This window comes from Flavobacterium sp. GT3R68 (assembly GCF_007109225.1).
In the GTDB taxonomy this organism is placed as follows: domain Bacteria; phylum Bacteroidota; class Bacteroidia; order Flavobacteriales; family Flavobacteriaceae; genus Flavobacterium.
In genome coordinates this window covers 19,368-32,809 of record NZ_VJZK01000008.1, presented here as the reverse complement: position 1 = coordinate 32,809, position 13,442 = coordinate 19,368, and the positions used below count along the sequence as shown (strand labels likewise).

The following is a 13,442-nucleotide window of genomic DNA, read 5'->3' as shown; positions in this document are numbered from 1 at the left end:
ATTTTGTGACCCGACTGGGGCTCGAACCCAGGACCCCATCATTAAAAGTGATGTGCTCTACCAACTGAGCTATCGAGTCAAATTTCCTTCCTTGAACGCGGGTGCAAATATAAGGCGTTATTATTTATTTTTCAAAGCAATTTTCTTATAAATTTACATTTTTTTACCAAATACTTTCAACGCCTTAATTTATAAGGTCTTATTCAAATGAAAAAAATTATTTTATTAGGTTATATGGGTTGTGGGAAGTCCACTATAGCAAAACTCCTGTCAGAAAAAACGGGAATACCTTATTTGGATCTGGACGAAATTATCGAAGAAAAGACCCAAATGTCGATTCCGGATTTATTTAATGAAAGAGGCGAAATCTATTTTAGAAAATTAGAACATCAGATTTTTCAGGATTTGATGACCAATTCCCAAAGCATGGTCTTAAGTTTGGGAGGCGGAACACCCTGCTATTCCAATAATCATGAATTGCTGAAAGGAACCGGAATCTGTTCGGTCTATTTGGCTGCTTCAATTCCGACTTTATATAACAGGCTTATTCATAATAAAACAGGCCGCCCATTACTGGCCAATAAAAATGAGGATGAGCTGAAAGAATTTATTGCGAAACATCTTTTCGACAGAAGCTTTTTTTACCATCAGGCACAGTTTAAAGTGAATGTGGATGATAAAAATCCCGAAAATATTGTTTCGGAAATTGAAGGTAAATTAGCTTAAATAGGCATAGTCATTATCTTCCTCAAATACTACCTGCACATGTTCCAATAGGGAAGTGGAAAGTGAAATCCCTTTAAAATCAGCCTTAACCGGGTATTTTTTGTGATTTCGGTCAACCAAAACAGCAGTCTTTACTTTTTTAAGCGGCACATCCAGAAAATGTTTCACGCCATAGATCAGTGTAGTTCCCGAGTTTAAAACATCATCTACCAAAACCAATCCTTTATTCTCATATTGTGCCTGAGATAATGAGGTCGTTATGGGGGTATTTGGATTTTGCTTGTCGATATACACTTCACAAAGAGACACTTTTATGGAGGATATGTTTTCCAATGCTGAAGCCAATTTTTTTGCAAAAACAAAACCATTTGAAGCAATTCCTGCGATTACAATTTCCTGCTCATCGACGAAAGTCTCATAAATTTGATATGCAATTCGTTTGATTTTATGTTCGATTTCCTGATTGTTGAGGATAATGTTTTGGCCCATTTCGAGTTATTTTTTTTCAAAGATAAAAAAGAGTTCGTTTTCTTTTCTGGGTTTTATCGAATTATATGCCGTTTCTATTGTTTTTATGGTAAAATCATTCTTAAACAGGTTCTTGTATTCTTCAATGGAGCCTCCAAATGGGGGGCCAACTTCTGTTAATGGAAATTGAAAAAGCAAACCGGCTAATTTTCCTGTTGGTTTTAAGAGGGATTTTATTTTCTGAACATAAGATTTTCTTAATTCCGGATCAATTGCGCAGAAAAATGTCTGTTCTAATATCAAATCATATTGTCCTTCTAAATCAAAAAAATCGGATTGTATAAGATGTCCTCTATCAAGATTGGGCAGTCTTTTTTGAATATTTTCCAAAGGAGTGGTAGCGAAATCCACAACATATGAATTTTCAAAACCCTTTTGGATCAGGTATTCCAATTCGTATCCATTACCTGCTCCGGGAATCAGTATGCGGATGGCTTTATCATTAATCTGGTCAATATATTCTTTAAGTGGCAGCGTAATTTCGCCCACATTCCATCCGGTTTCGTTGTTCTGATACCGCTCTTCCCAATAATCGCTATTCAGTTTCATCGTCGTTAGTTTCATTTCCAAAATCTTCTAAATCCCTCCGGTCTTTTTTTGTAGGTCTTCCATCGCCTGTTTTTCGATAATGTTCTTTTGATAATTTCAGTAATTCCAAATGCTGGAAAGCTTCGATTGGTGTTTCGTCTTTTCGGTAAATGTCGACCAATTTGGCAGCAACACGATTTGGCGGAATGTCCAACACGGTGATTATCTGGGTAATCTGATCTTTTCTGAAGGTTATTTTATCGGTAGGAAAAACCTCTTTAGATGGTTTTGCAACCTGGCCGTTGACTGTAATATGATTTTTTTTACAGGCCTCTGTAACCATGTTTCTGGTTTTGTAATAACGGACGCACCATAAATATTTATCGACTCTCATAATTTTTCTAAAATCAACGTTAAATTCGCTGCAAAAATAAATCAATATTGTATCTTGCGCACCTAAATTAAAAGAATAATGAACAAAATTTATAAGTTATTATTAATTCTTATTATTACAGTTTTTGCGGTCTCTTGTGTAAAGGATGATTCTCCAAATATTGTTCCTCCAAAAGATTACAAAGTACAATATACGGAAGATTTGGCAACAATTGACCGGTATCTGGATGAATATTACATGGAAGTTACTCCGGATTTTGATGTGACGTTCACAAAAATACCAGTAGGTGGTACTCAGCAATCTATTCGTCTGCAGACAACCTATCCATTGCAATCTAAAATAGTCAAAAACGAGGATCATGATGTGGATTATAAAGTGTATTATATTAGTTTTCAGGAAGGTGTTGGTGAAAGTACCACTGCGGTAGATTCTGTATATGTAGCTTATAAAGGGAAGTCTATATACCACCAATCCGATGAAATACTTCCTGCGACTAATCCTAAAACCTATGTTGATAATATTTATGACAAGCAGTTTGATTATGCCCAAAATCCGGTTTGGTTTCCATTAGAGAGCGTAGTTCAAGGATGGTCAGAAATTATTCCTATGTTTAAAACAGGTACTTATTCTATAACGGAAGGTCCGGATCCGGTTACTTTTACAGGATTTGGTGCTGGTGTAATGTTTCTTCCTTCTGGTTTAGGGTATTACAACAGGTTAGATATTCCAGGAATACCTGCATATTCGCCATTGGTCTTTAATTTTAAATTACAAAAACAACGCGCCAGAGACCATGATAGAGATGGGGTTTTGTCTAAATACGAAGTAGCTGCTCCTACTGCCGAAGTTCCTAATCCAAAGCAAATTGATTACGATACTGATGGAGATGGTATTGCCAATTTTTACGACCTGGATGATGATGGAGATCTGTATTACACTAGAGACGAAGTCAGAAAGCCAACTACTCATCTGGGGTCAAAAGCTTATTATCCATATAACCCAATAGCTGATAATCCGGCTACTACTCAAGATGAAAGTGAGCCTAAAGGAATTCCAAGTAAAGATATCATAAATACTACAACACAGGAGCCTGATGGGACAACACCAACAAGATTAAGAAGACATCTTGATCCGACCGCTAAACCTCCTTATACAGTTTATTAAATAAAAAAAATCCCGTTCTATTTGAACGGGATTTTTTTATATAATAAAAACAAAGAGATTATATTCTCCTGATAACTTTCTCTACTGCTTCTACAATCGCTTGGTTGTTCAGTTTGTACTTGTCCATTAATTGTGCCGGAGTTCCGCTTTCGCCAAAACTATCCTGAACCGCTACAAATTCCTGAGGACTTGGATGGTTCAATGCTAATGTTCGGGCAACGCTTTCGCCAAGACCACCTAATATATTATGCTCTTCGGCAGTAACAACACAACCTGTTTTCTTTACCGATCTTAGAATAGCTTCTTCATCCAAAGGCTTAATCGTATGGATGTTGATAACTTCAGCTGAAATACCTTTTGCTTCCAATGCTTCAGCAGCGATTAAAGCTTCCCAAACCAAATGTCCGGTGGCAATAATCGTAACATCCGTTCCTTCGTTTAATAGTACTGCTTTTCCGATAACAAATTCGCCGTTTTCAGGAGTGAAATTAGGAACTACCGGACGTCCAAAACGCAGGTAAACTGGCCCGTGATGATCAGCAATTGCTAAAGTAGCCGCTTTGGTCTGATTGTAATCACATGTGTTGATTACCGTCATACCAGGCAACATTTTCATCAAACCGATATCTTCCAGGATTTGATGCGTGGCACCGTCTTCCCCTAAAGTTAAACCGGCATGTGAAGCACAAATTTTCACATTTTTATCGGAATATGCAACCGATTGACGGATTTGATCATAAACCCTTCCTGTAGAAAAGTTAGCGAATGTTCCCGTAAATGGAATTTTCCCGCCAATAGTCAAACCTGCTGCGATACCAATCATGTTGGCTTCCGCAATCCCGATCTGGAAGAAACGCTCCGGATGATTTTTCTTAAAATCGTCAAATTTTAACGAACCAATTAAGTCAGCGCAAAGTGCTACGACATTTTCATTCTTTTGACCTAATTCGGTCATTCCTGCTCCAAAACCGGAACGGGTATCTTTACTGCCTGAGTCTGTATATTTTTTCATTTATTTTATTGTATGTGTTGTTTTGGGAATATGATAAGGAATAGCATCATCAATTTTAAAAGTGAAATTGAAATCAGCAGCGTCAATCGTTACAATTTCAGTTTCTCCAGCATTTTTTGCACCTTTCAGATGTATAATTTTTTTAAGATTATCATCTTCACTAAAATTAATTTTATATTTATTGCTTAAATAATTTTTAATAGAGTTTTTACCGTTATTATTTATTTTGTCGTTTTTTTCAAAAATGTAATAATGCTCATTTATTATTTTTTTTCTTTTACTGTTTTTATATTGGGTAACATGAACAATAGTTTGATTAGTCACTGAATCTTTTTCATATTCCCTATCTTCCACAAATTTTTTAGACCTTTTTTTTCTGCCCCAAAAAACATTGTTGCGAAGAATGACATGATTTAATTTATTCAGGTCTTCAACTTTTTCGTAATTGAAATTAGCATTAAAGTTTACCAAAAATTTATTTTCAAAATCATAAAGTGTCGCGGTCTTGGAATTTTCTTGTAAAGCTACTACCAACGAATAGGTTGTATCTTTTTCATTTATGAAATGAATATATTTGACTTTAGTATCATATTCATAATTTATAAAATTACTTACCGTGACCTTATTAAAATAATAATTCATTTTATGGTCCTGGGCAAATACTCCGGAAAGCAACAAACAAAAGAGTAAAGTCAAAAGCGACTTCATTCTAATAATCAGCCTCATCTTCACAATAGTTCTGACCTAAAGCATTTTCCAGTTGCGCATCATTTGGTGCTTTGCCATGCCAGGCATGACTGTACATCATAAAATCTACACCATGGCCCATTTCGGTATGCAATAAAACACACACTGGTTTTCCTTTTCCGGTTCTTGATTTGGCATCCGTCATTCCGGCAATAATCGCTTCGATACTATTTCCTTCAGCAATTTCCAGAACATCCCAGTCAAAAGCTTCAAATTTGGCGCGGATACTTCCCATAGCTAAAACTTCATCCGTAGAACCATCAATTTGTTTTCCGTTTAAATCGATTGTAGCAATGATATTGTCCACCTTTTTTGCGGAAGCATACATGATAGCCTCCCAGTTTTGACCTTCCTGCAATTCACCATCACCATGCAATGAATAAACCAAATGATTGTCTTTGTTCAGTTTCTTTGCTTGTGCAGCACCGATGGCAACAGATAGTCCCTGTCCCAAAGATCCGGAAGCAATTCTTACTCCGGGTAAATTGTCATGAGTGGTCGGGTGACCTTGTAATCTGGAATTAATCAGACGGAAAGTCCCCAATTCCTTCACCGGAAAATAACCGCTTCTTGCTAAAACGCTGTAGAAAACAGGTGAAATGTGTCCGTTGGAAAGGAAAAATAAATCTTCTCCGATACCGTCCATGTCGAATCCTTTTTTGCGGTCCATTAGGTTTTGGTATAAGGCTACCAGAAATTCGGTGCAACCAAGAGAACCTCCGGGATGGCCTGAATTGACAGCATGAACCATTCGAAGAATATCTCTTCTGACCTGGATTGTTAAATCGTTTAATTGTTGTGTGTTAGGCTTCATTTTGTGTGTAAAAGTTATACTGTTGCAAAAGTAATTTTTATTTGGGGTTGAGGCAAAAAAAAAGCGATTTACTTATCAGTTTATTATAGCTGATATGAAAACTAAGAAGAACAATTCATTTTGTCGAAAAAAAATAACCTATTATCGGATAGTTTGTTAAATGTTTCACCAGATAAAAACAATTCATTAATTTAATAATTCAATTGTATTCGAATCCGTTATGAAAAAAAATTAGTACACAGACGAAGGTCTATTGTTACGACACCAAAACATTATACATATGCAAACAATATCTAAATTGCTGGTTGCAAACCGGGGAGAAATTGCGCTTCGTATTTTTCGGGCGGCTACAGAACTTAAAATCAAAACAGTAGGTATTTATACTTTTGAAGACCGGTATTCCCTTCACAGATACAAAGCGGATGAAGCGTATCAGATTGGTAGAGATTCAGAGCCGTTAAAACCGTATTTGGATATTGATGAAATTGTTAAAGTGGCCAAAAGGGTAGGGGCAGATGCCATTCACCCCGGCTATGGTTTTCTGGCCGAGAATGTCGAGTTCGCCGCCAAATGCATTGCTAATAATATCCTTTGGGTTGGTCCCGATCCCAGCGTAATGGCGCAATTGGGTGATAAGGTAGCTGCAAAAAAAATTGCCATAAAAGCAAAGGTTCCCATTATTGCCGACAGTAAAGTAAATCTTACTGATTTTTCAATTGCCAAAAAAGAAGCAAAAGCTATTGGTTTTCCGCTGATGCTGAAAGCCGCTTTTGGCGGTGGAGGCAGAGGAATGCGTGTGGTGAGGGATGAAAATGCTTTCGAGGCCCTTTTCAATGAAGCCAAAAGAGAAGCTAAAACGGCGTTCGGTGATGATACGATATTTATTGAAAAATTCATTGAAACCCCCAAGCATATCGAAGTCCAACTTTTAGGGGATAATTATGGCAATATTGTGCATCTTTTTGAAAGAGACTGCAGTATTCAAAGACGCTTCCAAAAAGTAGTAGAAATTGCCCCGGCTCCAAATTTAAAAGCAGAAACCAAAGAAAAACTTTATAATTATGCCTTGGCCATTGCCAAAGAAGTCAATTATAATAATGCCGGTACGGTGGAATTCCTGATTGATAAAGACGAAAATATCTATTTTATCGAGGTCAACCCAAGGATTCAGGTCGAACATACGATAACAGAAGAAGTAACCGGAATTGATATCGTCAGAAGCCAGATTCTTATCGCCTGTGGCCACGAATTGTCCAGTCCCGGAATTTACATTTTAGGTCAGGAAAGTTTGAAATGCCACGGATTTGCAATCCAGTGCAGAATTACCACCGAAGATCCTGAAAATGATTTTACACCGGATTATGGCACCATAATCGCTTATAGAAATGCCGGTGGATACGGCATCCGGATAGATGAAGGGAGCTCTTATCCTGGAGTCAAAATTTCACCATTTTTTGATTCGATGTTGGTCAAGGTCACGGCCCGAGGAAGAACTTTAAAAGGCACAAGCCAGCGTTTATTGCGAACCCTAAACGAATTTACAATCCGTGGTGTAAAGACAAATATTCCTTTTCTCGAAAATTTGATTGTTCACCCGGATTTCCAAAACGGTACTATCACTGTGAATTTTATAGCTGACAATCCCTCGTTAACGCAAATTAAACAAAAAGCCGACAGTGGTACCAAAAACCTGAAATACATTGCGAATACCATTGTCAATGGGAATCCCGATGTAAAATTCATTTTGCCCGAAAAAAAATTCCTGACGCCGAAATTGCCTGACAGTTCTTCGATTATGGAACATCCCAGAGGGACAAAACAATTGTTGGACGAACTCAAACCGAAGGATTTTTGCCAATGGATCAAAGACCAGAATCAGATTCTATTCACCGATTGTACGATGCGGGACGCACACCAGTCATTACTGGCAACCAGAGCCCGGACGATAGATATGTTGCCTTTTGCGGAATCGTTTACAAAGCATTTTCCACACATGTTCTCTATGGAGGTCTGGGGCGGTGCCACTTTCGATGTAGCCATGCGTTTTTTAAATGAAAATCCATGGGACCGATTGGAACTCATCCGCAAGGCAATGCCCAACGTGTTGCTTCAAATGTTAATCAGAGGGGCAAATGCCGTAGGCTACACTGCATATCCGGATAATTTAGTGGAAAAATTCATCGAGGTTTCAGCAGAAAAAGGAATTGATGTTTTCCGGATTTTCGATTCCCTGAACAGTATCGATAATATGAAAACAAGCATCAATGCCGTGCTCCATAATACCAATTCGATTGCCGAAGTCAGCATGGGTTATTCCGGAGATATTTTAAATCCTGATCGTCCCAAATTTAGTTTAAACTATTATCTGGATCTGGCCAAAAGAATAGAAGACACCGGAGCTCATATTCTTTGTATTAAAGATATGGCCGGTTTGTTAAAACCGTATGCCGCCGAAAAATTAATCACCGAATTGAAAAAATCAATTGATATCCCGATTCACCTCCATACTCATGATACTGCGGGAATTCAGTCGGCGACCTATCTTAAAGCGGTTGAAGCCGGTGTCGATATTATTGATGTTGCCCTTTCTTCGATGTCAGGACTAACTTCCCAACCTAACTTTAATGTATTTGTCGAAGCCTTGAAAGGAACTCCAAGACATTCAGAATTTGATATTCATACGTTGAATGCCTATAGTAATTATTGGGAAGATGTGCGTGAATATTATTATCCGTTTGAATCTGATTTAAAATCCAGCACAGCTGAGGTATATAACCATGAAATTCCGGGGGGTCAATATTCTAATTTAAAACCGCAAGCGTATTCTTTAGGATTGGAAAACAGAATGACCGATATAAAACAGGCGTATGAAGATGCAAACCATTTATTAGGAGACATCATTAAAGTGACCCCTTCTTCAAAAGTTGTGGGCGATCTGGCGATGTTTATGGTCAACAGCAATCTTTCTAAACAAGATGTATTGGATAGCGGACACACTTTATCGTTTCCGAGTTCAGTCAAGGGAATGCTAATGGGAGAATTAGGGCAACCCGAAGGTGGATGGCCAAAGGATTTTCAGAAAATGGTATTGAAAGATGAAGTTCCGTTCGTCGATTTGCCTAACAAACATTTATCTCCGGTCGATTTTGAAAAGGAATACCAGGAATTTAAAGTGAAGTTCTCCTCTACCGCTAAGATGACCGACTTTCTATCGTATAAATTTTATCCAAAAGTATTTGAAGATTATTTTAAAGCCAATGAAGAATGGGGAAATGTCAGCGTAATCCCTTCCACTACTTTTTTCTATGGTTTAAAACCCAATGAGGAAATCATTATCCATATCGCGGGAGGGAAAATTATCATTGTGAAATTCCTCTACAAATCGGAGCCGGACGAAAAAGGCATGCGCACAGTCTATTTCAAGCTTAACGGTCAGACCCGTGCAGTTGAAATTCGCGATAAATCGGTTAAAATTGTGGACAATCAAAACCAGAAAGCGAATGGCGAAAAAGAAATAGGCTCCCCGCTGCCTGGAATGTTAAGTAAGATCTGGGTCAAGGAAAATGATGTTGTTACAATAAATCAGCCTTTATTTACTATTGAAGCCATGAAAATGGAAAACACGGTTTTATCCAATACTGCAGGGACCATTTCCCGAATTGTCCTCAGGGAAAACGGCTTGGTGGAACTCGGTGACCTGATTATCGAATACAAATAAGCTTTAGGTACTATAAAATATAAAAGCCTGCATTAAGCAGGCTTTTTAATATTTAAAAATGTAATCCTAATTATTCTTCATCTGCAAAGGCTGCATTCTCATTAATATTCGAAACAGCAATTCCGGTAAGTGTGGCATCTGCTTTCTTTTCTTCATTTAAAGTCATGGCCAATAATTTTGCGGCTTCATCTTCTCCCAATGTTTTTGCAAAAGCATGCAGGGTGCCATATGAGGCAATTTCATAATGCTCCACTTTTTGTCCCGCAGTAATTATACCGGCATCCCGCACCACTCCAATTTCGGTTTCTTCCATTATGTGGTCTCCCTCTTTTATAATTCCTTCCATAGCGTCACATTTTTTTGCAACAGCTTTGATTCCGGTAGTTTGAAATATTTTTTCCAATCGGGTCACGTGTACTTGAGTTTCAGTCAGATGATTTTCCAAAGCAGTGATTAATTCAGGAGAAGTGGCGTTTTTAACCATTTTTGGGATTGTTTTGGTTAAGACTTTTTCTGCCCAGTAAATATCCTGTAAGCCATTTGCAAATAACTCTCTTAATCCATGTGCTGCATTTGTTTTAGCCTTAACGATTCCTTTTTTAGATGATTCCATAACTATTTGTTTTTATATTAATATTTTTCTAATTAAATACCTGTGTACATTTTGTAAAATTGGTAAAGTAAATGACCTTTTTTAATTAATTTAATATAGTAATATTACGAATTTTTTCCATAATTATCTGTTAATTAAACAGTTAAAAAATATATAATTAATATATAATGAATAAAATAATTTATTGAAAAACGCAATTTGGAAGGCAACATAATGAATGAGGGATACTGGATTAGGCTAGCAGTTGTAATGGTTTACAATATGTGTTTTACTTTAGGGATTCATTTTTTAAGATATTTGGTTTTAAATTGTCAGAAACTAATCGGTATAAGAAAGTTAGGTGATACTTCTGCTATTGCCTCAAATCAAGCTATTCGATGGTATTTTTTGTAAATTTATTACATAATTTTAAACTTTAAATAATTTAAAATCAAATAGTTATGAAAAAAATATTTATAATTTTATTTTCTGTATTCATATCGGTTGGAATTATGGCGCAAGAAGACAAATTGAATGCTAAAGATTTGAAAATGAAACAGACCAAAAATCATGTAATGATGAAAGACGGAAAAGTGATGATGATTCAGGATGGGAAAATGGCAATCCTGTATGAGGATATGATCATGGCCAATGGAACTGTTGTTTCTTCGGATGGGACAATTAAAACCAAGGACGGTAAAATTAGAATGCTCTTAAATGGAGATATCGTGGATATGAGAGGCAAAATTACAAGTAAAAAGGTCAAGGAAGATCGTTGGGTAAAAAACCATAAAAAAATGAAAGATCATGTGACAATGAAAGGCGGAAAAATGATGTTGATGAAAAAAGGGGAGCTGTTTTTAATTGATAAAAACATGAAGCTGGCCAATGGAACTGTGGTTGCTCCGGATGGAACAGTAAATATGAAAGATGGAAGTTCCATGCAGATGAAAAATGGCGACCAGATCTTCATGGATGGGAAAGTCAAACAAAAGAGAGGTTTAACAAAAGAAAAATAAAGCTGCCCTTTCGTTACAGAAAAGACTGATTGAATTATTTAATGCTTATTTTGTGCTTTAACTTTCGACTCATGAATAAGAATATTCAGCTGTTGGGTAAGTGCATCCAGCTTTAAGGCAGATGATTTGATATAATGCACTAAGTTTTTTAACTCCTCCGGTCGGGAGTAATCTAGAACATCAGCAAGGCCCAAGATGGATACAATAGGTTCTCGAACTTTATGTGATGTCACAAAAATCATCTCTTTCAGTTCCGTAATGTATTCTTTTTGATATTTTTTAGCTTTTTCAAGTTCCTTATTCGCAGCTAATAATTCTGCTGCCCTTTTTTCTTTTTCTTTATTCTGAAAGGCAAGTTCTTTATTGGCCACTATCAATTCAGCGGCTCGTTTTTCTTTTTCTTTATTTTGAAAAGCAAGTTCTTTATTGGCCACTATTAGTTCAGCAGCGCGTTTTTCTTTTTCTTTATTCTGAAAGGTTAGTTCTTCATTAGCCAGGATTAATTCAGCCGCCCTTTTTTCTTTCTCTTTATTCTGAAAGGTAAGTTCCTTATTGGCAATTAGCAATTCAGCCGCTCTTTTTGCTTTCTCTTTATGTTGAAAGACTAACTCCTTATCAGCAATGACTAACTCCGCGACTCGTTTTTCTTTTTCGATATTTTCAAAAGCCAGCTCTTTATTGACAATTTTTAATTTTGCCGCTCTATCTTTGTTTTCCTGGTTCGCAATAACTAACTCTGCAGCACATCTTTGCTCCTCTTCGGTTTGAAAAGCCACGACGTCATCCGATTTTTTTCTCTTTACCATTTTTGATTTGATAATGTGTTATTGTGTGAGAAACGCTTCAATAGTTCGGTGTATAACAATTCTATATCAATAGTATGAAATATATCTGGGTTCGCCGCTGAAAAAATAATTTAATTAGTAAGCAAAATAGTACATTTACGAAAATCATAAAACATCTTTAAATTTGAAAATTATCTGATTATCTGCCTTATCTTTGGCGACTGAAAAAAGACGTTATGAAGTTTGACTTATTACACACAGATCCCTTATCCAAAGCCAGAGCCGGAAGCATAACCACTGATCATGGGGTTATAGAAACACCCATATTTATGCCAGTTGGTACAGTAGCTTCCGTAAAAGGAGTGCACCAACGCGAGCTTAAAGAGGAAATCAACCCAGATATTATACTTGGTAATACCTATCATTTGTTTTTACGTCCCCAAACCCATATTCTTGAACAAGCGGGCGGATTGCATAAATTCATGAACTGGGACCGTAATATTTTAACTGATTCCGGGGGTTATCAGGTTTATTCGCTTTCAGCCAACAGAAAAATTAAAGAAGAAGGTGTTAAGTTCAAATCCCATATTGACGGATCGCATCATTTTTTCTCACCTGAAAGTGTGATGGAGATTCAACGCAGTATTGGCGCGGATATCATTATGGCTTTCGATGAATGTACTCCTTATCCCTGTGATTACCGATATGCACAACGTTCGATGCACATGACCCACCGATGGCTGGACAGATGTATCAATCATTTGGAAAAAGTTCCTGTCAAATACGGTTATGAACAAACTTTTTTCCCGATTGTTCAGGGAAGCTGCTATAAGGATTTGCGAATGCAATCCGCGGAATACATTGCCAATGCCGGAGCGCAGGGGAATGCTATTGGTGGACTTTCCGTAGGGGAACCGGCTGAGGAAATGTATGCCATGACCGAAATAGTTACCGCCATTTTACCCGAAGACAAACCACGCTACTTAATGGGGGTTGGAACGCCGATCAATATTCTGGAAAACATTGCTTTGGGTATCGATATGTTCGATTGTGTGATGCCCACGCGTAACGCGAGAAACGGAATGCTGTTTACCGCAAACGGGACCATCAATATCAAAAATAAAAAATGGGCCGACGATTTTTCTCCCGTGGATGAGATGGGAACTACGTTTGTGGACAGGGAATATAGCAAAGCCTATTTGCGTCATCTTTTTGCAGCCAACGAATACCTTGGAAAGCAAATTGCCACAATCCACAACTTAGGTTTTTATATGTGGTTGGTTCGTGAAGCAAGAAAACATATCTTAGCAGGAGATTTTTATCCCTGGAAGGAAAAAATGGTCAAACAAATGGGCCAGCGTCTTTAGGACACTGGTTGGTAGGGGATTTTTGGTTTTAAATTTTTAAATAATTTA

Annotated in this window: 13 protein-coding genes and 1 tRNA gene; 5 read left to right on the top strand and 9 right to left on the bottom strand. The window is 37.2% G+C overall.

Going from position 1 to position 13,442, the window contains the following annotated elements; translation table 11 throughout:
- Window positions 1-6: 6 nt before the first annotated feature.
- A tRNA-Lys gene (locus FNW07_RS12860) sits at window positions 7-79 on the bottom strand.
- Window positions 80-207: 128 nt separating this feature from the next.
- Here FNW07_RS12860 and FNW07_RS12855 point away from each other — a divergent pair.
- Window positions 208-726, top strand: coding sequence for a shikimate kinase (locus FNW07_RS12855; protein WP_126745153.1), 519 nt, complete (start codon window positions 208-210; stop codon window positions 724-726).
- Here FNW07_RS12855 and FNW07_RS12850 read toward each other — a convergent pair.
- Genes FNW07_RS12850 through FNW07_RS12840 form a run of 3 tightly spaced genes read right to left on the bottom strand, consistent with a single transcriptional unit; the run spans window position 718 to window position 2,176 of the window.
- Window positions 718-1,215, bottom strand: a complete 498-nt coding sequence (locus FNW07_RS12850) for a phosphoribosyltransferase domain-containing protein (protein WP_126745154.1) — start codon at window positions 1,213-1,215, stop codon at window positions 718-720. The genes FNW07_RS12855 and FNW07_RS12850 overlap by 9 nt on opposite strands.
- Window positions 1,216-1,221: 6 nt before the next feature.
- Entirely contained in the window at window positions 1,222-1,818 is a 597-nt protein-coding gene (locus FNW07_RS12845) for a methyltransferase (RefSeq protein ID WP_255512772.1), read from the bottom strand.
- A complete protein-coding gene (locus tag FNW07_RS12840) occupies window positions 1,790-2,176 on the bottom strand; it encodes an RNA-binding S4 domain-containing protein (protein WP_126745156.1) in 387 nt (128 codons plus the stop codon). The genes FNW07_RS12845 and FNW07_RS12840 overlap by 29 nt, the downstream gene beginning before the upstream one ends.
- A gap of 78 nt (window positions 2,177-2,254) precedes the next feature.
- On the opposite strand from FNW07_RS12840, the gene FNW07_RS12835 reads away from it, so the two are divergent.
- A complete protein-coding gene (locus FNW07_RS12835) occupies window positions 2,255-3,340 on the top strand; it encodes an FKBP-type peptidyl-prolyl cis-trans isomerase (RefSeq protein ID WP_126745157.1) in 1,086 nt (361 codons plus the stop codon).
- 58 nt (window positions 3,341-3,398) lie between these two features.
- Here FNW07_RS12835 and FNW07_RS12830 read toward each other — a convergent pair whose 3' ends face one another.
- Genes FNW07_RS12830 through FNW07_RS12820 form a run of 3 tightly spaced genes read right to left on the bottom strand, consistent with a single transcriptional unit; the run spans window position 3,399 to window position 5,913 of the window.
- On the bottom strand, window positions 3,399-4,352 hold the full coding sequence (locus FNW07_RS12830; RefSeq protein ID WP_126745158.1) for a transketolase family protein: 954 nt from the start codon (window positions 4,350-4,352) through the stop codon (window positions 3,399-3,401).
- Window positions 4,353-5,078 carry a hypothetical protein gene (locus tag FNW07_RS12825; RefSeq protein WP_126745159.1) on the bottom strand — a complete coding sequence of 242 codons (726 nt, stop codon included), beginning with the start codon at window positions 5,076-5,078 and terminating at the stop codon, window positions 4,353-4,355. It lies immediately after the preceding gene.
- Entirely contained in the window at window positions 5,062-5,913 is an 852-nt protein-coding gene (locus FNW07_RS12820; RefSeq protein WP_126745160.1) for a transketolase, read from the bottom strand. Before FNW07_RS12820 ends, FNW07_RS12825 begins: the two co-directional genes overlap by 17 nt.
- Before the next feature lie 280 nt (window positions 5,914-6,193).
- Here FNW07_RS12820 and FNW07_RS12815 point away from each other — a divergent pair, with 280 nt between their 5' ends.
- On the top strand, window positions 6,194-9,631 hold the full coding sequence (locus FNW07_RS12815) for a pyruvate carboxylase (protein WP_126745161.1): 3,438 nt from the start codon (window positions 6,194-6,196) through the stop codon (window positions 9,629-9,631).
- Between the two features lie 70 nt (window positions 9,632-9,701).
- On the opposite strand, the gene FNW07_RS12810 is transcribed toward FNW07_RS12815, so the two are convergent.
- Window positions 9,702-10,244, bottom strand: a complete 543-nt coding sequence (locus FNW07_RS12810; protein ID WP_126745162.1) for a ferritin-like domain-containing protein — start codon at window positions 10,242-10,244, stop codon at window positions 9,702-9,704.
- 440 nt (window positions 10,245-10,684) lie between these two features.
- Here FNW07_RS12810 and FNW07_RS12805 point away from each other — a divergent pair, with 440 nt between their 5' ends.
- Window positions 10,685-11,242 (top strand): DUF6799 domain-containing protein, encoded by a 558-nt coding sequence (locus FNW07_RS12805; protein WP_126745163.1) that lies wholly within the window; start codon window positions 10,685-10,687, stop codon window positions 11,240-11,242.
- Between the two features lie 38 nt (window positions 11,243-11,280).
- Here FNW07_RS12805 and FNW07_RS12800 read toward each other — a convergent pair whose 3' ends face one another.
- On the bottom strand, window positions 11,281-12,048 hold the full coding sequence (locus FNW07_RS12800) for a diguanylate cyclase (RefSeq protein WP_126745164.1): 768 nt from the start codon (window positions 12,046-12,048) through the stop codon (window positions 11,281-11,283).
- Between the two features lie 215 nt (window positions 12,049-12,263).
- On the opposite strand from FNW07_RS12800, the gene tgt reads away from it, so the two are divergent.
- On the top strand, window positions 12,264-13,394 hold the full coding sequence (tgt, locus tag FNW07_RS12795) for a tRNA guanosine(34) transglycosylase Tgt (RefSeq protein WP_126745165.1): 1,131 nt from the start codon (window positions 12,264-12,266) through the stop codon (window positions 13,392-13,394).
- The last annotated feature ends 48 nt before the right edge of the window (window positions 13,395-13,442 follow it).